The 21,310-nt window shown below is 64.2% G+C and carries 17 protein-coding genes; 13 read left to right on the plus strand and 4 right to left on the minus strand.

All coding sequences use genetic code 11. From position 1 onward, the window contains the following. Positions 1-63: 63 nt before the first annotated feature. From ACFYP4_RS19845 to ACFYP4_RS19860, 4 genes are all read right to left on the minus strand, one after another. Entirely contained in the window at positions 64-3,396 is a 3,333-nt protein-coding gene (locus tag ACFYP4_RS19845) for a helicase-related protein (protein WP_388786619.1), read from the minus strand. A 14-nt stretch (positions 3,397-3,410) separates the two neighbouring features. Continuing rightward, entirely contained in the window at positions 3,411-6,326 is a 2,916-nt protein-coding gene (locus tag ACFYP4_RS19850) for a DUF1156 domain-containing protein (protein WP_388786622.1), read from the minus strand. A 486-nt stretch (positions 6,327-6,812) separates the two neighbouring features. Then, positions 6,813-9,995 carry an ATP-binding protein gene (locus ACFYP4_RS19855; protein ID WP_388786625.1) on the minus strand — a complete coding sequence of 1,061 codons (3,183 nt, stop codon included), beginning with the start codon at positions 9,993-9,995 and terminating at the stop codon, positions 6,813-6,815. Positions 9,996-11,238: 1,243 nt separating this feature from the next. Then, the gene (locus tag ACFYP4_RS19860) at positions 11,239-12,327 is read right to left on the minus strand and encodes a DUF1152 domain-containing protein (RefSeq protein WP_388786628.1); all 1,089 of its coding nucleotides are present in this window, start codon (positions 12,325-12,327) and stop codon (positions 11,239-11,241) included. A gap of 79 nt (positions 12,328-12,406) precedes the next feature. On the opposite strand from ACFYP4_RS19860, the gene ACFYP4_RS19865 reads away from it, so the two are divergent. The 13 genes from ACFYP4_RS19865 to ACFYP4_RS19925 all read left to right on the plus strand — a co-directional run bounded on the left by ACFYP4_RS19865 (position 12,407) and on the right by ACFYP4_RS19925 (position 21,283). Beyond that, complete coding sequence (locus tag ACFYP4_RS19865; protein WP_388786632.1) at positions 12,407-13,147, plus strand: GntR family transcriptional regulator; 741 nt, start codon at positions 12,407-12,409, stop codon at positions 13,145-13,147. 289 nt (positions 13,148-13,436) lie between these two features. Then, on the plus strand, positions 13,437-13,880 hold the full coding sequence (locus ACFYP4_RS19870; protein ID WP_388786635.1) for an ATP-binding protein: 444 nt from the start codon (positions 13,437-13,439) through the stop codon (positions 13,878-13,880). A gap of 107 nt (positions 13,881-13,987) precedes the next feature. Beyond that, entirely contained in the window at positions 13,988-14,716 is a 729-nt protein-coding gene (locus ACFYP4_RS19875) for a GntR family transcriptional regulator (RefSeq protein ID WP_388786638.1), read from the plus strand. A gap of 156 nt (positions 14,717-14,872) precedes the next feature. After that, positions 14,873-15,223 (plus strand): hypothetical protein, encoded by a 351-nt coding sequence (locus tag ACFYP4_RS19880; protein ID WP_388786642.1) that lies wholly within the window; start codon positions 14,873-14,875, stop codon positions 15,221-15,223. 4 nt (positions 15,224-15,227) lie between these two features. Next, a complete protein-coding gene (locus ACFYP4_RS19885) occupies positions 15,228-16,601 on the plus strand; it encodes an FtsK/SpoIIIE domain-containing protein (protein ID WP_388786644.1) in 1,374 nt (457 codons plus the stop codon). 55 nt (positions 16,602-16,656) lie between these two features. After that, the gene (locus ACFYP4_RS19890) at positions 16,657-17,355 is read left to right on the plus strand and encodes a DUF2637 domain-containing protein (RefSeq protein WP_388786646.1); all 699 of its coding nucleotides are present in this window, start codon (positions 16,657-16,659) and stop codon (positions 17,353-17,355) included. Between the two features lie 20 nt (positions 17,356-17,375). Then, positions 17,376-17,576, plus strand: a complete 201-nt coding sequence (locus tag ACFYP4_RS19895) for a hypothetical protein (RefSeq protein ID WP_388786648.1) — start codon at positions 17,376-17,378, stop codon at positions 17,574-17,576. Continuing rightward, positions 17,576-17,767, plus strand: coding sequence for a mobile element transfer protein (locus tag ACFYP4_RS19900; RefSeq protein ID WP_388786651.1), 192 nt, complete (start codon positions 17,576-17,578; stop codon positions 17,765-17,767). Before ACFYP4_RS19895 ends, ACFYP4_RS19900 begins: the two co-directional genes overlap by 1 nt. A gap of 10 nt (positions 17,768-17,777) precedes the next feature. After that, the gene (locus ACFYP4_RS19905) at positions 17,778-17,972 is read left to right on the plus strand and encodes a hypothetical protein (protein ID WP_388786654.1); all 195 of its coding nucleotides are present in this window, start codon (positions 17,778-17,780) and stop codon (positions 17,970-17,972) included. A 13-nt stretch (positions 17,973-17,985) separates the two neighbouring features. Then, a complete protein-coding gene (locus ACFYP4_RS19910; protein WP_388786657.1) occupies positions 17,986-18,279 on the plus strand; it encodes a SpdD protein in 294 nt (97 codons plus the stop codon). A gap of 153 nt (positions 18,280-18,432) precedes the next feature. Next, the gene (locus ACFYP4_RS19915) at positions 18,433-19,722 is read left to right on the plus strand and encodes a replication initiator (RefSeq protein WP_388786660.1); all 1,290 of its coding nucleotides are present in this window, start codon (positions 18,433-18,435) and stop codon (positions 19,720-19,722) included. Positions 19,723-19,742: 20 nt separating this feature from the next. After that, positions 19,743-19,913, plus strand: a complete 171-nt coding sequence (locus tag ACFYP4_RS19920) for an AlpA family transcriptional regulator (protein WP_028805806.1) — start codon at positions 19,743-19,745, stop codon at positions 19,911-19,913. Then, positions 19,910-21,283, plus strand: coding sequence for a tyrosine-type recombinase/integrase (locus ACFYP4_RS19925; RefSeq protein ID WP_388786663.1), 1,374 nt, complete (start codon positions 19,910-19,912; stop codon positions 21,281-21,283). Before ACFYP4_RS19920 ends, ACFYP4_RS19925 begins: the two co-directional genes overlap by 4 nt. Positions 21,284-21,310 lie beyond the last annotated feature (27 nt).

A 21,310-nucleotide genomic window follows, 5' to 3' on the forward strand; every position in this document is an offset into this window, starting at 1 on the left:
AACGCTCTCTCAGATTTCGGCAGCTGGGGTTGCGGCATGTAACCGGCCGTCCCACGGCACGACTCACTGAAGGTTGCCTGGGCTTGCCGGGAGCAGGTTGGCGAGTTGGGGTGTGCCGTACGTCAGGAGTACGAGGTCAACGTCGCGGGAGGCGTCCCACGCGTCCCTGTCGAACGTGATGGGGATGGCTACAGCCTCATTTGATACCTGAAGGTAGTCCTCAGGAGTTTCAACTCCGGCTGCGGGGGCGAACGAGATTGTGCTGAGGTCGTCACCGGGGGAGCTAAGCCAATAGATGTGCTGGGCGTCCGCATCGGGAACCAAGTAGCGGGTCGTGAGCGGGTTGTTTGTGAGGATACGCTCGAGGTCGGCGAGCGTTGTGTCGCCCGCGAGTACGGGTGGCTGCCGAATTTGCCCGGTGACGTCGGGGGCGGTGCCCATGTCGTTGTTCTGTACGGGCCTGCTCGTTAGGCCATCAGCTTGCTGCTTGATGTCGGCCACCTCGGCGGCGATGGCGTCATGGCTCACGTTCTCGGCCAGAGCGAGTTGCTCGATGGCTTTTTCGACGTTCGCAAGAACAGGAGCAGCGTCGCCAACAATCTTGGTGAAGTCGCCGTAACCGTCGGCAATTCCCCTATAGACCTGTTCTTCGACTGTATCCTTGTAGAAGTAATTCGAAATCCGAATGTCTCTATAAGTGGCTCCGATGCGGTCCACGCGCCCAATTCGCTGTTCGACACGCATTAGGTTCCAGGGCATGTCGTAATTGATTAGCCTGCCGGAAGTTTGCAGGTTGAGACCCTCGGACATGGAGTCGGTCCCAATGAGAACTTCGAGTTCCTTGTTGCGGAATTTGTTTTTTATGTCAGCCTTGGAAACCTTGGTCCAGGTTCCACTGGCGTGGTCGTACACTTCGCCGCCGCGTCCGGAATAGCAGCCGACCCTGTAGAACCCTGCTGCGAGGAGACGCTCACGGACGTAGTCCATCGTGTCACCATATTGAGTAAAAACCACGACGGAGTCGTAAGCATGGAGGGATTGGGTGATGTCGCCTACGAGGTGGGTGGCCTTGGTGTCCTCGCCACTAATTTTGTCGAGCTCGCTAAGGAAATCCCGAAGCTCACTTATCTCGTCGCGAAGCCGGTCGGCGGAGACATCAAACTCGTCGGAGTCAAACAGGGAATTCTCGATGTCAAGGTTGTCGTCGTCAGCGAGAAGTTCTTCTAGGTTCTTGCCTTGCGAGAGGACCTCGAGCCGCCGGCGCAGTGAGCGTTTGATGGCTTCGAAGGACGAGGTGAGGCGCCGTCGGTAAACGGTCATGATGAACCCGAGCGCTTGATTCGTCTGGTCGTTCTTGTAGGCGTTGTAATGCCTGCGGATGTACTCCTCAATTCGGTCGTACAAGAGGCGTTCATTGTCCGCTAGGCCGATGAACTCGTCCTCCACGTGGCGGGTCGGGATGACGACATCGGCAGGAATGATGCGTGCGGTCTGATATTCGCGCATGGTATTGCGGGTATTTCGGAAAACTCGATCGCGCATCGGGTTGTGTCGGCGCAGCCATTTATCCATCCACTCCGAGGTCGAGTTTGGGAACTGGGCGCGCATATCTGCCGACGGCTCGTTGTCTTGTAGGTTGAGAACCGTGTGAGCGCCAGCCCAACCGAGACCTTCGGGCGCGGGCTGCTCAACCTGCGTGGCGAGCTCATGGTCGTAGTCGGCATGTGGGTCGGAGAAATAGTCGCCGAGCATCTCGCACAGTATTTTCCAGCCTCTTTTGGCAGGCGGGTCACCGAGGAACGTGAAGTATTGAGTGAAGAAGAAGGCCTGTTGCCCCCACTTTCCCTTTAGGTTGAACAATTCGATGAGATCCCAAGCCTCGTGAGGATACATCTGCATCGGAGTGGCGGAGGCGAGGTACAGGACCCGCCATGTCTCTCGCTCCTTCATCTCCTGCAGGAGTGAAAGCAGTGAGTTTGGAGGATCGCTCGGCTTAGATCCCTTGCGGCGAGCGTGGTGCGCTTCGTCTACCAGGACCACATCCCACGGACCAGCGTTCAGCAGCTCGGTGCGGCGACTTCTGCGTCGAGCCAAATGAGAGGAGGCAAGCACGATCGGGAACGCGGACCACGGATTTACGCTCGGATCAACTTCGATGGGCTGGTCGAACCGGTCAACGAATCCGCCCTTATCGTAACGCGGCACATCGAGGTTCATCTTCTCATGCAGCTCTTCCTGCCACTGCTTCATCACTGATGCTGGCACTAGGAGAAGAGCCTTTTTGGCAAGGCCACGCGTGAAGAGTTCCCGCAGCACCATGCCCGCCTCGACTGTTTTGCCGAGGCCGACCTCATCAGCGAATAGGTATCCCCGTGGATATGTGGACACAACCCGGTTGATGAGTTCAGCTTGGTGTGGCAGTGGCCGCGCCCACGCGGTCGAGACGCCTGTCCACGGCCTGGTAGATGCCTCGGCGAGTGCTACAAGTTCAGCCCATGCGGCATCGATATCGATCGTGGTGAGCTCAACATCTGTAAGAGCGTCGCTCTCAGTCTGGTTGAACTCTTGATCGTCGGCCTCAGGTTGCGTAGGTAGCGAGATCGGGGCAAATTCGATTAGGTGGCGCTTCACCGCCTGCGGCAGGTCGATGACGGCCCAGCCTTCGTCAGCTCTCTGATTCCAGTGCTTTTCGAAATCTACTACTTTTGCCTCGCCTGACCATTCCCAGATAGGGGCGTTCCATGAGGGATATACGTCGAAAGTCTCGTGGTTTCGCACCCACGCGGTGACCGACGAATTATTCGATCCGGAGAACGCTACTCGATTGCCGTATTGGTCGGTGAAAATTCCGTACTTCGTGTGGAAATACCGTCCAGACTCCTTGTGGGTGAGGAGCCGGCCGCTTTTGTCGCGCGGGATCCCTACACGGATTTCGAGCCGACCTGTCGCGACCATCCACGCCAGAACTGACAAGTGATCGTGGGCGACGATGTTCCTGCCCTCGAGGTCCGGATCTGCCAACAAGCGTGCAGCAACCACTTCTTCGAGGGGAGTGCCATTTAGGACCGCATCCACGTCCTTTTGAATCAACTGCGCACCAACGATGAGCCTGATCCGCCCGCCGTTCGCGAGAAAATGTGCAGTGCCTTGGGCAGCGAACTGCAACTCGGCTGCCGACCAGTACCCAACTGCTCGGTCATACGACACTGAACGGGAAAGCAGCGGCACGTAGAACCGTTCGAACGGCAGATCGTCCGGCGAGTAGTTCGGCCGGATCTTCACTTTCCGGAAGGACATTTCGGCGGAAATTGGGTCGTGAGTGAACAGGGTGCTCTGCTGAGTCTCCACCTGACTGGAGGTACCGGGCAGGAACGGCTCATCGATTTCGCGTGCCATCGGGTTCTCACTCACTAAATTTCGAACAGAGTGTCAGGCTTTTCCTCTACGAAGGACACGACATCCTCCGCCTCTGGGAGGGTCACGCTAGGGAAGTAGAGCGTGCAAAGGGTGTCCAGCGTTCCCGACTCGGGAACAACCCACGAACCCTTTACCTGGGTGCGCGGCATAGCATTGGCGAGACCCTGCAACGTTGCGATGAACCCTGCGTCGTCGGTGTAACCATGCTTGTCGAGGAATCGCTTCGCGGCCTGCATGCCGTCAACCTGTGCGACGTAGAAGGCCGTGTCGACCGCGTCGATGATGTATTCGAACGACGACGCTTCCGGCTTCACCCCAGGCTGGTTCGAGTCTGTACCGCGACGCAGCCGCTCCTTGGGTGCCAGCAGCGACACACTGCCGGAACCCTTCTTGATAATCCTGGCGCTGTCGAGGTGATCGATATCGAGCCCTCCCACTGCGAGGGCGAGCAGGCGTGCCGTATCGAACGGGAATGTGCGGGCTTCGAAAGTGTCCCATGCCAACAGCACGAAGTCGGTGGCGCTGTCGACTTTTGCGGCCTTCCCGACAAGTCGATTACGCCGGAGTTCGACGATTTCCTCGCGTGCCAGAGACAGTGCTTCCTCTGGGCGCAGCAGGCGGTCGCGGCCATCGGCGTCGGGTGTGGACGAATAGACGGGCCAGCTTTGCGAGATGACTGACAGAGTTGGCCCGTACGTCGAGAGGAGAAGGTCCACGCCCTCGATACCGTCATGCTGGAATCGAGTAGCGGCGTCGCGAGCGGCGGCGCGGATATTGGCCTCAATGTCGTCAAGGTAGACCTTAGCGCCGTCCGTTCGGTCCTCACGCTTGCGGCAGACGAGCATGATGGTTGACTCGGCTGCGTTGACATTGGCGACGTGCAGTGAGTGCTCGAACTCTGTGTTGACGGGCCAGGATGTCTCGATAGTGAATCCAGCCTGTAGCAGGCCCATTCCGAGTGTGTCCCAGGCTTCCGCACGCTTATGGGTGAACATCACTGATAGCACGCCATCCTCGCGAAGCACCCGGCGTGCCTCCGCGAAGATACTGGTCATCTTCGTCTCGTAGTCGAGGTCGGCCAATTCCCCCTTCCGTCGGCCCAGTGCGGCGAATCGAGCAGGGTTCGCAACGGCCTCATTGTCCTTGTCGGTGAGGTCATCGCGGAAGTAGCCCGGGACAAGTCTCCCGAGGGTGCGCTTCTCCCAGACGTAGAAAAAGTCCGCTAGTTCGGCGTACATGACGTTGTCGTAATACGGTGGATCCATGCAGATGTGGGCGATCGAACCGTCTTCGAGGTTGAGGCTCGCAGCACTTCCTTGCAGAACTTTGACGTCACGCTCGAGCACAGACTGGCCAGACAGGTCCGGTGCTCCAGTCTGGTCGAGCAGTGTCGCGATGCCACCGTAAGCGTCAACGAGTTGGTCAAGGGACCATGAATAAAGCGCAGTCGCGCCTTCGAATTCTGCGAAGGTCCATTTGAATGAGAAGTTATGCTTTTCGAAAACGCTTCGCATTCCTTGCCTGAAGATGTTCCATGAACTGCTTCGCGAGTTCCAGTTGAGTGCCTTTCCTTGCATCAGGGCGAGTTCGAACAAAACATCGTCGGCCTTTTCCCCGAGGGCTGCACGCACTTCAGGAATCAGTTTGGCGAATTCGTCGCCAAATGTCCCATGGGTCAATGCCTGTCGTGGAGTAAAGAACTCCAGCCACGTATTGATTCCATACATTCGGTGGCCGCGGTCGTAGTTCGCTTCAGCAGGAATTTCTTCGGAGGGCAGGATGCCTGTTGTCAACCATGACGGCTTCACCTCGTCCAGCCGCTCTTCCGCGGCTGCGATGGCGTCAAAGTCTGCCTGAGTTGGCGCGCGAAAGGTTCTCTCGCCCGCGGCGGTGCGGATGGCGACGGCGTAGAGAACTTGAGTCATCAAGCCATTTTTCGCGGCGTCCTTAACTGAGTCGCCATCGATTACGAGATTGTCGTATGGGGAGATTGCGCGTCCGCGAGTGGCGATGCCAGTTGAGGCGTCCACCTTGTCGACTTCGCGTCCGAAGTCTAGGGCGAAGCGCGGCTCACGCAGTTCGACACCGTCGACTTCAGTGACGAGTCGGACAGCGACTTCCTTGCCTGCAGTCTTGCGGAGCCACTTGTCGGTCAGGAGTGGAACCAGGCGATCCGTCCGTGGGCACGGAATAGCGTTCGCCCAGATGTACGCGATGACGCTCTCACCTGTGTTTAGAGGAAAGAACGGCTTGAGTCGCTCTTCGACCCGCTTGACCAGAACCTTGCCCCAATATTTCAAGTCGCTAACAAGCGCCGCACCCTCGCGGCTGGGGATCTCAACTCCAGCCTTCAAGACACTTGCAGCGACGCCGTTGAGGTCGTTAGCGACTACAGGAAGACCAAGGCGGCTAGCAGCCCACGGGATAGAGCCGCCTCCAGCGGTTGGGTCTGCAACGACGGGCAGGTGCCCCCACGTATGGATGAGCACCTTGTGAAGCAGGTCGATATCGGTACGGGGGATGCCGTTGCGGAATGCCTGCTTGTAGCCGTAACCGTTCCCTTTGAGCTTCACACCCGCTGCGTTGGCAGCATCGATGACCTTGCGGCCGTGAACCGGGTCACCCCAAATGCCGACTAGGTGAAGCAGCCAGCGGCGGTACGTCCTCTCGTCCTGTACTTCGACAGCATCTGGGAATGCCTCGGCGAGGTCATCAGACCAGGCAGGCATGACGCCGGCGAGGGCGACTGCAGCGGATGCCACGAGGGGGCGGCGGGCCCACCAGATGTGGAGAAAAGACAACGGAGGCAGCGCAGACGCTGCGCCTCGCTCGCGGCGAGATTCGATACCGAGTTCGGCGACAGGGAGCCAGTCCTCGATGAGGACGCGGGGCTTTGCGGTGCTGCTCAAAGTTTGGTCCTTAGTCGTCTGCGAGGAGGATGCGGAGGGCTCGGCGGGCTCGGCGGGCGTCGACTCCGATGCATTTGGAGTACCAGTAATACGTCTCTTCGAGGCTCATAGAATTGATTCCAGCGACGAGAGCGCGAACACGGTTGTGTTTAGTGACGGGTTGCGTCGTGTGCAGAATGAGGGCCAGACGGACGGCCTCGGCTTCGTCGAGTCGGATCGGCTTCTTCCGGGTGAACGCGAGGACACTCGGCTGTTGACCGGAACCTCGCACGGCCGTGAATAGGGCATCCACAACGCGGCCCGTCTGGACTGGGGTAGCAGTGGCGATGTTTGTTGCAAGGCCATCGCCAGCTTCGCCGTAAGTTTCTTCGAGTACCACGCCATAGGTGTCGCCTCGTCCGGGCGTGATGGTGATGCGGAATGCTCGAGTGTCGGAGACCGCTGTTAGCGGACGCCGGAGACTCTGCACGCTGCGTCGGGTGGAAGTCATTTGGTGACCTCGGCACTAATGCTGATCTTCTGGATGGTGAGGTTCTTAACGACGTTGTGAATCTGGTTGAACTCAGCGTCGCTGACGTCGAGGGGCGGTGTGAACGTGAACGTCAGCGCGAGGTCGCCAACGACCTTCGTGGCGCCGGCGAGCGCCTTCTTGGCGTGGTTATACGCAGATTGGAACTCCATGCGGCCGGCGGTACCGGAGAACGCGAGTCCACCGTTGACGCCCTTATATTCTGCGCGCATTGAAGACTTTACGGTGATGTTCTGCTTCTGCAGCATGCCAAGAGCGGCGACGGCGAGGTCGATGTCACCAGTGCCGGTAGCTTCGTCCGCGGATACCTTGAGAGTCAAAGTAGAGACGGTCCGGATCGTGAAGTCGGAGACCTGATCGACGATGTGCTGCATGGCGGCGCCACCGGCGCCAGATGCGGTGAACGTCTTGGATTGAATGGTGCGCGTCGACACCTCGACCCCAGCCTTGTCTGCCTCTCCGCGGGTGATGATGCGGAGGGTGTCAAGCCCACGATCCTTGATCAGCGACGGGGTCAGTGCCTTGACGCCGGCTGCGGGTTCAGTGTCGAGAACAACGAACCACTTGTAGTCCGATGCCTGAACGGCCGTTGCCAGCAGTTCGAGAACGTCTGTTTTAGACGGTTCTCCTCCACATTCAGCTTCAAGACGCGCTCGGACCTCGGCCCCGGTGAGATCATCGGCGGTGAGGACGGCACGGAGGTCGGTCTGAGTGGGCTTGCGCACGAGCAGGCCACGGGACTGAGCCTCGCTCGTAGTCATGACTTCGGCATCGGGCGCGATGGCGACACTCATGCCCGCCATGGTGTGAGCGGTGTAAGCCTTGCCGGTGGAACCGTCGTAGTAGACCCAGCCTTCGTTCTTGACGCCGTTGCTGATCGCATTTCGGATGAGGGCGGGGTTGCGCACGATTTGGATGCTGTGGTCCGCCCAGAAGAAGTCCGCCACCGCGCTGGTAGTGGTGGACTGGACGCTTGGCCAAGTCTTGGACCGCAAGTACGAGGCGGTGAACTCGTCGGTGCGGATCTTGCCCTCGTCGCCGAGGAGGGTCACGACGGCAGAGGTGGCGTTCTTCGGGTCGCCTTGAGCCTGTGCAGGGAGTTCGCGGTGCCGCAGGTAGTTTGTTGCCTTCTCACCGCTCGGGTAGTAGATGTGCTTGTGGCAGCGGTTCACGGCAATGCGGGCGTCGAGGATGGCTTGCTTGTAGAACACCTCCACCTTTTTGCGTACCTCTTCGCTGAACTGCTGCAAGCGGGCAGTATCGGCAGCCAGGTTCGCTGCCGCGATGAGGGCGCGGGCTCGATCCTTTAGGACGTCCACCTGCTCGGTGTCGGGCACGGCGAACGTGACCGAGTTTCGGAACTTACGTGGGGCGCCGACGGACCCGACCTTGTTAAGCATGGAGACGATCAGCGACGGCGGCTGATCGGCACTCTGCGCGTCTACGGTCACGACGTTGTAGTCGAGGACGACGACACGCAGTTTCGCCTCGTCGGGGATGTCAACTGGGCCGTTTGGGAAGTGAATTGGCGTCACCGCAGCGTCATTCGTGAACGCGCCGGTGATGAGTTCGTACACCTTCGATGCGACGGCGGTGTTGGCAACGTTCCGCTTCTCGGCCTCGATGATCGCGTTGACATTGGGTTCAATGTTGAACCGCCAGCGGGAACCGTCGTAGGAGAGGTGCCAGAACACCTTCTCTGATTCCGTGAGGGCCTTCTCGAAGATTGTGGCGTCTTCGCCTGGACGCAGAGTGCCGACAAGCCAATCGTTACGGCCGGCTCCCGCGGTAGAGACCATTTCCAAGGAGTGGGTGAACACAGTACGGGCAACGCGAGTTGCGTAGGCGGGTTTGCCCGGAAAGATGTCCATGTCGACAGCGGCAGCGTGCGACTTGGGGCCAGCGAAGTCGCCTTGCGCCACGGAAGCATACTCAGCGCGACCGAGGCCATCGGTGAGGTGATTAAGGACTGGCTCGTTGCTGTAGTTGATGTCACCGACGTTAATGACGGCGGTGTTGTCGCCGGTGGCATAGATGTTGGCGACAACTTCGGCAAGCAACTTCAGTGCGCCTCGAGCGCGCTGAAACTGGGTGATGTTGCCGAGGCGCTTGTCGAGGACTCGGACCAGTTCAGGGTGGAAGGGGTAGCTCTTAGTGACAAATTCTCCATACGTGGCGGGCTGCTCGGGGCCTCCAGCCAACTGCTCTGTCTGTCCGAGAGCCTCATAGAACTCGTGGTAAGCCTCGCCCGCAGCCCTGGCGGCGTCCTCGTCAACGGAGGCGAAGATGCGCTTCTTGAGGATCTCACCTATCTCGCTGTCGTCGGCAGGCTTGATGACAGCTGACGGCTGCACAGCTCTCGTGAGCACATCGCCGGTCTCGGCTGCTGCCAGTACAGCGGCGGCGTTGGCGGTGTCGGCCTGGTCCTTCTCCTCGCCGGTGAGTTCGCTGATTTCGGTGGTCTCGGCGCCGAAGGCATTTGTGGTTGCTGCGAGAGTGATGATGACTGACACGCTGTTGGACGGGTCCGAAGCAACCTCGAACAGGTTCCCGAGGAAGACTGGAATGGCTCGGGCCATGCGGCGAACGTCCTCCGAGCCGGAGGAGGTCACGGCGCGGATGTACTTGGCGATCTCGTCGACGATGACGACGGTTGGCTTGCCGCTGAACGCAGCCTTGATGGTGCCGGTACCGGGTGCGGTGCGCTGGGTGTCGTTCGCGGCCATGGCTGCGTACGCTTTGTCCCCGATCTGGGCAGCCATCTCGCCCCACAGGGTGTAAGTCCTGTGACCCTCGGTATCAACTCCAGCAGTCGGGTCGAGTGCGTCACCAACCAGCGCAGCAACCTGTACGGGACCCTCAGGGAGAAGTGTGGGGTCGAGGAACTCGGCGATGTTCGCCGGGCGGGAGCCCTTCGCGAGGTGGTAGACGGCCGTAAGTCCGTGCGTTTTGCCGCCACCGAAGGAGGTCGTCGGCCGCAGGACTCCGTTCTCGCCGGCGACGCCCTTAGCACCGGTCAAACGTCCGAACGTCTTCGCAAGGAGTGTTTTGAGGCCGGAGGTCGGATAAGTGTGGGCAAAAAACGCGTCAGCGTCCCCATAGACTGGGTAGTCCTCCGCGTCGCGGACGACCTTGTCCAACTGGGCGGCGAAGTGGTTGTCTGCGAGACCTCCCTGAAGGACGTCCCCGCGCGGTACGCAGACGGTCCGCAGCGGCACCAGGTTTGACCCAATCATCCTCTTCCAATCCACTAATGGTGATTTGGTCACCACTCGCCTACAGCTGAACTAACCGTAGTGCCGATCAGGACAAGACCGACGCAGTCCGGTGTGGACATTACGCTCCAGAGCGTGACGACGGCGGGGTCGGCGAGGAATTGAGATACGAAGCCGTGCTTCGTAGCGCGGGAGCGTTTGACCGCGGCCAGCGCCAGCCGCGTTTCTGGGTATGCCGAGTGGACTGGCGGACCGCGCGGGCGGTGGAGCGACTTTGGCCGGGAGCTGCTTTGGCGCGAGTGATCATGGCCCCGTAAGCTTCCGGCGCGTCGGGCAGTCTGTGGACCTGCCCGGTAAAGCACGACGTTGGGGCCATGATCTTCGAGGCTCGCGCCAAAGTGGCTGGCTAAAGTCGTGGAGCCGACCGCCCCAGCCACAGCGGGGTTCTCCCCTCTCATGGCCGCGCTCGCCGTCCGGTCAGCGGCCTGGTGCGGGATCAGCGGGCCGTACGAACGCCCACGCATCTGGCAGCGTCGGCCCGCATGCCACCGCCACCACGATCCGGCCTCTTTCGGGAACACAAAGCGTCTTTGACCTGCACCGTTGGGGATCACGGTTCGTCCCCGTGCCCGGGTTGGAATGTGGCCGCTGTGTGCGGCGACGGGCGGGCGGCGACGTGCGGCCGGTGGCGGAGACATTGAGGCGGCGCGGCGGCGACCGCCCGGCGCCGCCGCGCTTGGTGAGGCCCTCGGTTGATCCGACCTACTTATGTAGGCAACCAGGTGAAAGGGACGCGGCGTGGCCCCGGAAGCGGGGCGTTGAAGTCCGGCCGCAGTTGTGCCTTCCCCTCCTGAGGCCGGATCGTGGTGGCGGTGGCATGCGGGCCGTATGCGGCCGTTGATGCGCTTGGGCGGAGTGTGCGGCGGTCGGGTTGGCGATGATCGATGAGCGCCGTTGACCGCCGGACGAGCGAGCGCAGCGAGCCTTGAACCCGTAAAGAAGGTTGTTACTCAACGGCTGACAGAGCCGGGTGATCATAGCGCGACCAGGATCTCGGGTGTATTCGCGGCCGGCCCGTATCCATGGTGGAGGGCGTCCCAGTTGGTTCGGGTGAGTGTCGAGCGGGGATCGGGCAGGTCGGCGGCGGCCGGAAGTCTGTGATCGTCTCTCACGTGAGGCGCCACAGCGGTGCTTCGTACTGCTCTGGACGACTGCTGAGCAGTAGAGCTCTGAGGTCCTGGCGCTGCTTGCCGTTGAGGCCGACGGCTTCGGTGATCCTGCGGAACGTCGTGTGGGTGATGCCGCGGTCGCGGGCCTTGGCCTCGAACTGGTCGAGCTGGCGGAGTGCGGTTTCAGGGTCGAGCTTCTGTTCCGGTCGGCTGCCGAGCCAGCTGGCCTTGTTGCGCTCGTAGTCGATCTCCGAGTATCCGCAGATCTCGCGGCTGTACTGCTCCGCCTCGGTGAGGGTCTCGGTTGCGAGGATGGCGCGCGCGAGTTCGTTGCGGTTGAGGGCGTCGTCCAGGTCGGCTTCGTGGACGGTGGGGCCTTCGTCGGTGAGCGGGACCGGCATGCCGGCGTCTCTGACCTCGCAGAGGCCGCGCACTCCGCGGGCTGTGGCTGCGAGCATCGCCGTCGCCTCGGACGGGTGCCACTCCAGGACCGAGCTGATCGGTTCGACGTGCTCAGCCGTGAGCGTCAGCGTTGGTGGGCCCATTCGGTCGGCCAGGAGCTCGGCCGGGAGCTCTCCGTCCAAGCCGGGCCCGGCGACCAAGAGCCGCACGGGCGCGTTGACTTGGCAGCATGCGGCCAGCGTGAGGGCGTCGCCGAGCGGGCTGCGCAGGGTGGGTTCGTCGCCCTTGGCGAGGATGTCGCCGCCCACGTCCAGGAGGTCGATGGACTCGGGGGCCAGGTGCTCGATGAGCTCTTCGAGCTGGCGTGTGATGCCCTCGGCACCGTGCATGGGGTCGATCAGGGCGAAGGTGTGGGGGAGTTCGGCTGCCAGGCGAGGCAGTGTCGAGCCCGCGGGGGCGATGGGCTTCGCGTCGGCCGGGACGGTCCAGACGCTTTGCGTGAGGGGACGTAGGCCCGTGAAGTTCTCCGGGCCTCGGGGGCCTGGCACGGGGTCGATCAGGAGGCGGTCCCACGCGTAGGTGAGGATCATCGCCGGGCTGTCGTCACCCCCGTAAAGGGCTGCGTCGAGCATTGCGGCGGCGACTGCGTCGCCCCCTCCTCCTGCTGCCACGATCAACCGGGTCACCCTCGCAGCGTACGGGTTCCCGTGCTGGCCACTCACCCTATAGTGGCTACTGGTCATAGCCACTTAGGGAGGGGCTCCGATGCCGCAGATCGAAGAGACCCAGCCCAAGTACCTCCAGATCGCGCACCACATCCGCGATCAGATCCTGCGAGGCGACTTGAGGCCTGGCGACGAGGTTCCCTCGGAACGTCAACTCGCCGCGGACTGGAGCGTTTCACGCCCTACAGCGGCCCGGTCGCTGGAGGCTTTGAGTCATCAGGGGCTCGTGGAGAAGCGCCAGGGGTCGGGCACTTACGTGCGGGGCCTCTCGGTGAATCGGCGTGCTCGGGAGCTCTACGGCCGCGCCAAGCAGACCGGCAAGATCTACACGCCGGGGGAGTACGCGGTCATCACCTCCGCCGGCTGGCTGGAGGCTCCCGACTACGTGGCCGAGGCGCTGAGTCTGGCGGCTGGAAGCCGGGCCGTTCACCGTCGCCGCGTCACCAAGAACGAGTCGGGCCCCATCACCATCTCCACCTCGTGGTTCGGTACCGATGTCGGCGAGCGGGCGCCCAAGCTCTGTGATCCTGACCGGATCCAGGAGGGGACGCTCATGTACGTCGAGAGCGTCACGGGTCGGCAGGGCAGTTATGCCGAAGACCGGATGTGCGCCCGGCTGGCGACCGAGGACGAGGCTGAGGACCTTGAACTTGAGCCCGGGGCAGCTGTCCTCATTGTCCATCATGTGGTGTACGACATGCAGGATCGGCCTCTTGAGTTCGCCGAGGCCACGTATCCGCCTGGGCGTTGGGCGTTCGAGCAGGGCTACCCGATCGGTTAGAAATCGGCCTTTTCTCTGAGAATCGCTTGTGACTCCGAGTGGCTAATGCCACTATCCAGTAAGTGGCTAAGGCCACTTGACCGGAAGGGGGCACGGACGTGAGCCAGGAGCGCGGGGAGTTACGGCACGTCTCGCGGGAAGCGGTCTGCCGTGGATGCCGAGGGCGAGGGTGGAAGCACGTTGGCTCCCGCTCCGGCCTGGCTCTCTCCGCCGCTGATGCTCGCGTCCGTGCTACGTCCAAGCGGCGCTGTCTCGACTGTGACGGCACGGGTAGGGAGTAGTGGTGCTCATGGCGGATGCGCGTGAAGAATCCGAAGCCGTGGTTGCCGGACCGACGCCGATCGGGGGTATGACCCTCTATCCCGTGCCCGAGTCCGTGGCTCGGGCCAGGCGATGGTTCCGAAAGTTCACCGCCCCGTACAACCTGGCCTGCCCTATCGACGATTGCGTACTGATGCTCTCCGAGCTGGTGACGAACGCGATCCTTTACGGGGAGGCCGAAGAACCCTGGCGGGTCCGAGTCGAGTGGTCGCGCTCCGGGGAATCCCTGCGGGTCGACGTCCACAACCCGGGCTTCCCGGCGGACGTCCGGCTCCGCAGCCCCAAAGCCAGCGATGCGCACGGCCGCGGGCTCTGCCTGGTGAACGCGCTGGCGGACTCTTGGGCCGCCGGCCCCAGTCGCTTCGGAGGAACTGTCGTGTGGTTCCAGATCGACGAAGCGTGGAAGCCATGAAGTCGATCCTGGCCTGTGGCGTCTGCGAGTCCGTGGCTGTTCAGTACCCACTCACGTGAGTAGGCTGGTTGACAGGTTGACTTGGCGGATTCTCACTAGGCGGGGCTATGGCGTACGAGGTGGCTGCACCCAAGTATGTGCGGCTGGCGCAGACGCTCCAAGGGCGTATCGAGGATGGTACGTACCCGCCGGGGAGCCGGGTCCCGAGTGAAAATCAACTGGTCCAGGCTTTCGGGATGTCCCGGCCCACTGTCGTCCGCGCGTTGGAGCTGTTGAAGCGGGATGGCTGGCTTGAGTCCCGACAAGGGTTCGGCACCATCGTCCGCGGGCGGCCGGAAGTCGTCGAGCAGAAGGATCGACGGGGACGTGACGCGCTAGAGCGCGACGAATCCTCGATTCAAGGTCGGCTTGTCCAAGTCGAGCAGGTCTCCGCGCCGTCGAGGGTCGCGTCCCTCCTTGGCGTCCCCAGGCAGACAAGGGTCCTGGTTCGGCGGCTTCTGGTGGAGCAGGACGGCGAGCCGGTCGAGCTCTCCTCGTCCTACTTCTCAGCCGGCTTGGCCGAAGGGACCGAACTTTCCGTCCCGTCTCCACTGCGTGAAGGGCAGCGCGCTCACCTGGAAGCGCGCAAGAAAGTGCGCTTCGACCACGTAACCGAACGGGTCTCGGCCCGGCTGCCCAGCCAGGAAGAAGCTGACCTCTTGGCGATGCCTCAAGAGGTGCCGGTGCTCAGTGTGTTGGTCGTTGCGTGTGATGTTGCCGGGCAGGCTCTGCAGGTCACGGATGTCCTCCTTCCGGCCGATCGGCAGGAGCTTGAAGACACATACCGGCTCGCCTGAGTCCAACTAGCCCCAAGGTTGGGGCTTTTGATGCTTCGCGACTCTGGGTAGTAGGTGACTCAAGCCGCTTGACAAGTCAACCTGGCATCTCTAACTTCGAGCTTGCTAAGTCAACCTGTCAGGTCGTCTGGTGGGTGTCTACGAAGGAGAAGTTCTGTGCGTGCAATCCGAGTTGAGACCTCGTCCGCGACGATCCTGCTGACTGAGGCGCCTGAGCCGAAGGTCAAGGACCGGCAGACGGGCGAGATCGCCAAGGACGCGGTGAGCGGGGAGGCGCTGATGAAGGTCGGCGTCGTCTACATCGACGAGGGGGAGTCGTCGCTCATCGCGGTGACCGTCCCGGAGAGCGGGATCACGGACGGCCTGACCGTCGGGGCTCCGGTCTCCCTGCCCGGCCTCGTCGCCCGTCCCTGGGAGAGCGTCTTTAGCGGCCAGGCCCGGCACGGCATCGCCTACCGGGCGGCCGCGGTGGTCCCGGGCGTCTTCCCCGTCGGACAGGAGAACTGATCTCGTGTCCGAGCTGATGACGCTGGCCGAGCTGGGCGGACCCCTCGCCTTATTGGGCGGGGCGGTCTACGCCAGGAAGGCACATCCGTCGATCTACTGGGCCACGGTTGGGCTGCCCTCGTCGGTGGCCCGGCTGGTCGGCTCGTACAGCTCGACCATGGACGCGTGCGGGCTGACGGTTCAGCCGTCCCGGCTGCGGGCGCTGGCTGTGCGGGCCACCACGCGCCGTGAGGTTCGGCCGGTGCCGCCGCGCCGGGGGCTGATCCGTCCCACTTCCACGGGGTTGCGGGTCCGGCTTCGGCTCGCTCCCGGCCAGGAGCCGGCGGACGTGGCTGCTTCGTCCGAGCGGCTGCGGCACGCCTGGGGCGTTCACGCGGTCCACGTCCGAGAGATCAAGCCCGGCGTGGTCGAGCTGCGGTTGGTCGGGTTCGACGTGCTGCGCGACGTGAAGATGCCGCGCCGTGCGGGAAGTGAATTTCTCGCCGTGCCGGTGGCTCTACGGGAGGACGCGACCGTGTTCGTCCGCGACTACCGGTCCGTCCCTCACGAACTCGTCCTCGGCGCGACTCTGTCGGGGAAGTCGATGTTTCTCCGCAACCTACTGACGGGACTCGCCGTTCAGCCGGTCGCGCTGGTCGGCATCGACTGCAAGCGAGGTGTGGAACTCGCACCGTTCGCTCCGCGGCTGTCGGCGTTAGCCACCGACTCCGCCGAGGCCGCTGAGCTGCTGCCCGTCCTCGTCAAGGAAATGGAGGACCGCTACGACCTGATCAAGGCCCGGCAGGGCATCGCGCCCGGCACGCCGGACGAGGAGCTCACTTCCGACGTGTGGGGGCTGCCGGACGACGAACGGCCGCCGGCCATCGTGCTGTTCGTCGACGAGGTGGCCGAACTTTTCCTCGTGGCGAGCCGCAAGGACGAGGAACGGCGCGACGAGATGGTGACCCAGCTGATCCGACTTGCCCAGCTCGGGCGGGCCGCGGGCATCTACCTGGAGATCTGCGGGCAGCGTTTCGGCGCCGAGCTGGGCAAGGGCGCGACCATGTTGCGCGCCCAGCTCAGCGGACGCGTCTGCCACCGCGTCAACGACGAAGCCTCAGCGAAGATGGCCCTCGGCGACATCGCCCCCGAAGCGGTCGGCGTCGCCTCCACCATTCCGGCCGAACGGCCCGGTCTGTCCGTGGCCGGTGACACCTCCGGCGGATGGGCGCGCATGCGCACCCCCTACCTGTCGCTGACCGATGCTGCGGCCATCTGCCGCGAGGCGGCCGACCTCGTACCCGACGTACCGGCCCTGTCTCCGTTCCGTCCGCGCTCTCTCACCTCGTCCACCCCCTCTCCGATCGCAGTGACCGAACCGCGTCCGGCGACCGGCTGACTCGCTTGCCCCAACGGCCGGCGCGACCGACTCGCGCCGAGTCCCTACTCCTGCCATGCCAGAAACCGAAAGAGAGGACGTGATCAGGGTGGCCGAGCACTCCTCGTCGCGCACCCTTGCGGCCCGCGTGGACGCCGTACTGATCCAAGCGCTCATCGCCGCGGCCCTGTCCTTCGCCCACCTCCATGACCTGGCGGTCGCCGCCGGGCAGGACGGCTGGAAGGCGTGGGCCTACCCGGTGAGCGTGGACCTGCTGTTAGTGGCGGCCTGGAAGCGACTGCGAACCGGTGTCGCCAAAGCCTCTGGGTGGGCCTGGTTCCTCGTCGCGCTCGCCGCCAGCCTCGGCGCCAACATCGCCACGGCCGGGCTCCTCGACCTCGACCACGTTCCCTCATGGCTCCGGATCGCCGTGGCCGGGTGGCCAGCCGTCGCCTTCCTCGGCGGCACGCTCCTCGCGCACAGCCCCACCGAGCCGACGCCGGACACGCCGGAACCGCACGACGCCTCCACGGGCGATGCGGCGCAACGGGGGCCGACCCCAGCTGTCCTATCCCGGCCTGTCCCCGCTGTTCCGCGGCCCGCGCTCGCCGCTCCGCCGACAGACCGGCTTCCGGCCGCGCTCGTCGACCACGCACGAAAGGTCGCAGCTGAGCACCGCGCCCGAACCGGTGTGCCCATCGACACCGACACCCTGCGAGCTCGCCTCGGCGTCCCGGGCCCGCTCGCCGAAGCCATCGCCGCCCAACTCACCTGATCTCAGGAGAACTTCAGCCCATGCGCCCGTCCACGCTCCGCGCGCTCAGTCGCGCCGCCGAGCTGACCCGTCAGAACCGCCTCACCGAAGCAATGCTCATGGCCGAACCCGTGATCCTCGTCGCCGACGACATCGAGGGCGAGGAGATCCGGCGGTGGCTGCTCGACCACATCGCCGACTTCACCGGCGAGAACCACGAGATTCCGAAGGAGCTGCCCTGATGCCCGCCAACCCCCGCTTCCACCGAGTGATCCGCATCGGCCCCGTCCAGGTCGCCACGTACTACGACGGCCGGGGCCGCGAGAAGCACACCGCCGCCTGCACGGCACCGCGCTGCGGCTTCTCGACCGACTACGACAGCCGTGCCGCCGCCGAGCTGGCGGCCCGCACCCACCGCTGCTCAGGCCGCTGAGGAGACCTCCGTGACCCTCAGCCTGCCTCTCGTCTTCGTCCTCGGCGTCGTCGCCTGGGCCGCGATCAAGTTCCTCGGTGTCCGGATGTGGGTGGCCGCCGTGATCGCCCTGTTCGGCTTCCTGCTCTCTCAGACCTTCCTCGCCCCGGCCATTGAGTCCGGCACCCGCTCCGGGGTTGACGTCGTCGACGGCACCCGTCACTGAAGGGAGAACCACCATGCTGCTGCGCCCCAAGATGCCCGACGCCGCTGCGCTGCCGATCGCACAGACGCCGGCTCGACCCGAGCACCACCATGCCCCGGCGGCCTGCTCCTGCGCCCACGCCCCGATGGCGTCCGCCGGCCGCCCGGTCTCGCCCCTTGTCGGCCGTGGGGCGAGTGCCGTCGCCGCGGTCCTTGTCGTCGGCGTCGTACTGACCGCGCTCCTGGCCACGGTCGCCGTCACGGCCGTCTCCGTCTCCATCGCGGCCCTGGTGCTGCGCTCCGTGCTCAACAGCGTGCCCAAGCGCTAACCAGCCTGCCGGGGCGGCCTCGATACCGCCAAGCATCCCGCCGCCCCGGCAGGCGCGGACCTCCCGACCGAAACCGAAAGGACAGTTCCCATTACTACCGGACGCGTTCCGCCCCCGGTCAAAGAACTGGGCGCGCTCGTCTCCCTGGGCGGCATGCCCACCCTCGTCAAACAGCTCCGCGGCATCGGTGGTTGTACACAGCCTGTGCGCTTGGACGGTCACCGCGTCGAGCACGCGGTCGATACCCGAACCGGCGAGATCGGCCGTATTCTCCGCCGCCTCGACTCGGCCTCGCTCCCGGCGGGCAACGTCCTCGTACGCTGCAACAACCGTCGGGCGACCCGCTGCCCGGCCTGCGCGGAGACCTACCGCCGGGACACCTTCCACCTGATCACCGCCGGACTGCGGGGCGGCAAGGGCACTCCCGCCTGCGTCACCCGTCACCCGAAGGTGTTCGCCACCTTCACCGCTCCCGGCTTCGGTCCCGTCCACAACCGGCCCACGGACCGCCGCGGCACCGTCCGCGCCTGCCGCTGCGGACTCCTGCACGACGCCGACGACGAATTGCTCGGCACGCCCCTGGACCCGGCGACGTACGACTATGAGGGCGCCGTCCTGTGGAACGCGCATGCCGGAATGCTCTGGCGGCGCTTCTCCATCTACCTCCGCCGGGAGATAGCCAAGCGGGCCGGCCTCACCCAGCGGGACTTCGCGGACTTCGCCCGGGTCTCCTTCGCAAAGGTCGCCGAGTACCAGAAGCGCGGCGCGGTCCACTTCCATGCCGTCATCCGCATCGACGGTCCCGAGGGCGGTGACACCCCGCCTCCGGATTGGGCTACTGCCGAGCTGCTCACGGATGCGATCGGCGCCGCCGCTGCTCACTCCCAAGTCGACGGCCCCGTCGTCGATGGACGCCCGCACGCGTTCGCCTTCGGCAAGCAGATCGACGTGCGTGCGATTCGCTCCGCCGACTTTGACGACGGTCATGAGCTGACCGAGCGGGCCGTGGCCTCATACATCGCCAAGTACGCCACCAAGGGCGCGGAGACCGCCACGGGAGCTCTCGACCGCCCGCTGAAGTTCCTCGCCGAACTCGCCCAGCTCGACATCAGCGAGCACGCCCGCACGCTGATCCGAACGGCCTGGAAGCTCGGGGCCCGCAAGGAGTTAGAAGATCTCCGGCTCCGGGCCTGGGCCCACATGCTCGGCTTCCGCGGCCACTTTTCCACCAAGTCCCGCCGCTACTCCACCACCCTCGGCGCCCTCCGCACCGCCCGCGCCGAATGGCGCCGCGCACAAGCCGCAGTGATCACAGAGGACGAGCCGGACACGACCCTCGTTCTTTCGCACTGGGTCTTTGCCGGAATCGGTCTGTCCTCCGCCGAAGCCTGGCTCGCCGCATCCCTCGAACCCGCCCTCGGCACGGAAGGAGAACCGACGTGAACCCACAGCGCGATGAGCTGATGACCGTGCGCCAGGTCCTGAACGAGCTGGGCGGGGTCTCCCGCCGGACGTTCTACCGCTGGCGTGAGCTGGGGCATGGGCCAGCTGCGTTCAAGCTGCCCAACGGGGAGCTCCGGGTGTGGCGGAGTGACTTCTCCACGTGGCTGCGAGAGCTGGAGGCCGCGGCGTGAAGTCTCTCGACGTGAAGGTCTGGGCCGTACGGAAGCGGGATACGAAAACGCCCTCGTACGGCGTGCGGTGGTCTGTGGCGGGCAACGTCTTCTCCGACTCGTTCCGCACGAAGGCACTCGCCGACCACTACCGCTCGAAGCTGATGCGTGCGATGCGCGAAGGCGAGGAGTTCGACCGGGCATCCGGGCTTCCGGACTCGCTGGAACCGAGGAAGTCGGCTGTGTCCTGGTACGACTTCGCCCTCCGGTACCTCGCCATGAAATGGCCCCACGCCGCCCCCAATACGCGTAATGGCATCAACGAATCACTCACCAGCGTGACCGTGGAGCTCCTCGACGAGCGGGCCGGGCGGCCGTCCGGTCAGGCCATCCGCCAGGCGCTCCGCAACTGGGCCTTCGTCCTGCCCGGGCCTGATGACCGGGACGTCCCGGACGACGTGCGGAACGTCCTTCACTGGGTGTCGAAGGCGTCGCGCCCGTTGGCCGATCTCGCTGAACCGGCTACGGCCCGTGCGGTGCTGGACTCACTGAAACTCAAACTCGACGGCACGGCCGCGGCAGCCGAAACCGTGCGGCGTAAGCGGCGGACCCTCGTCAACGCTGCCAACTACGCGGTCGACCTGGGGGAGCTGCGTGAAAACCCGATCACCGCTGTCCGCTGGCAGAAGCCGAAGGTCTCCAACCAGGTCGACCCTCGCGTCGTCGCGAACCCCGAGCAGGCTCGGAATCTCCTGACGGCCGTCTCGTACGTGGGCGGCTACCGGCGGGCCCGTGGTCGGCGGCTGGTGGGTCTCTTCGCCGCGATGTACTTCGGCGGTCTCCGGCCGGCTGAAGCGATCGGCCTCGTCGAGACGGACCTGCGCCTCCCCGAACAGGGGTGGGGATCGGCGCTGCTTCACCGGACTCGTCCGTCGGTCGGCAAGCAGTGGACCGATTCGGGAGAGACCCACGACGACCGCGGTCTGAAGAACCGGCCAGTTGAGGACGTCCGACGGGTGCCGATCCCACCTCACCTCGTCGCCGTATTTCGCGAGCACTTGGCGACGTTCGGCACGGCAGATGACGGACGGCTCTTCTTCAGCGAGAAGGGCTCGGTCGTTCCGTCCTCGACGTACTACCGCGTGTGGCAGGAGGCCCGTCTCATCGCGCTCCCGCCGTCCGCCGCGGCCTCGCCGCTCGCGAGCCGCCCGTACGATCTGCGGCACTCGGCGCTGTCGACGTGGCTCAATGCCGGTGTCGATCCCACCGAGGTGGCCGAGCGCGCCGGCAACAGCGTCGAGGTCCTGCTGACCCGCTACGCGAAGTGCCTCGACGGACGGCAGGACGTCGCCAACCGGCGCATCGAGGATCTGCTCCGCGAGTACGAGTGAGACACGCTGCACCCCACCGAGGCCCCG

This window comes from Streptomyces sp. NPDC005551 (assembly GCF_042871785.1).
Taxonomy (GTDB): domain Bacteria; phylum Actinomycetota; class Actinomycetes; order Streptomycetales; family Streptomycetaceae; genus Streptomyces.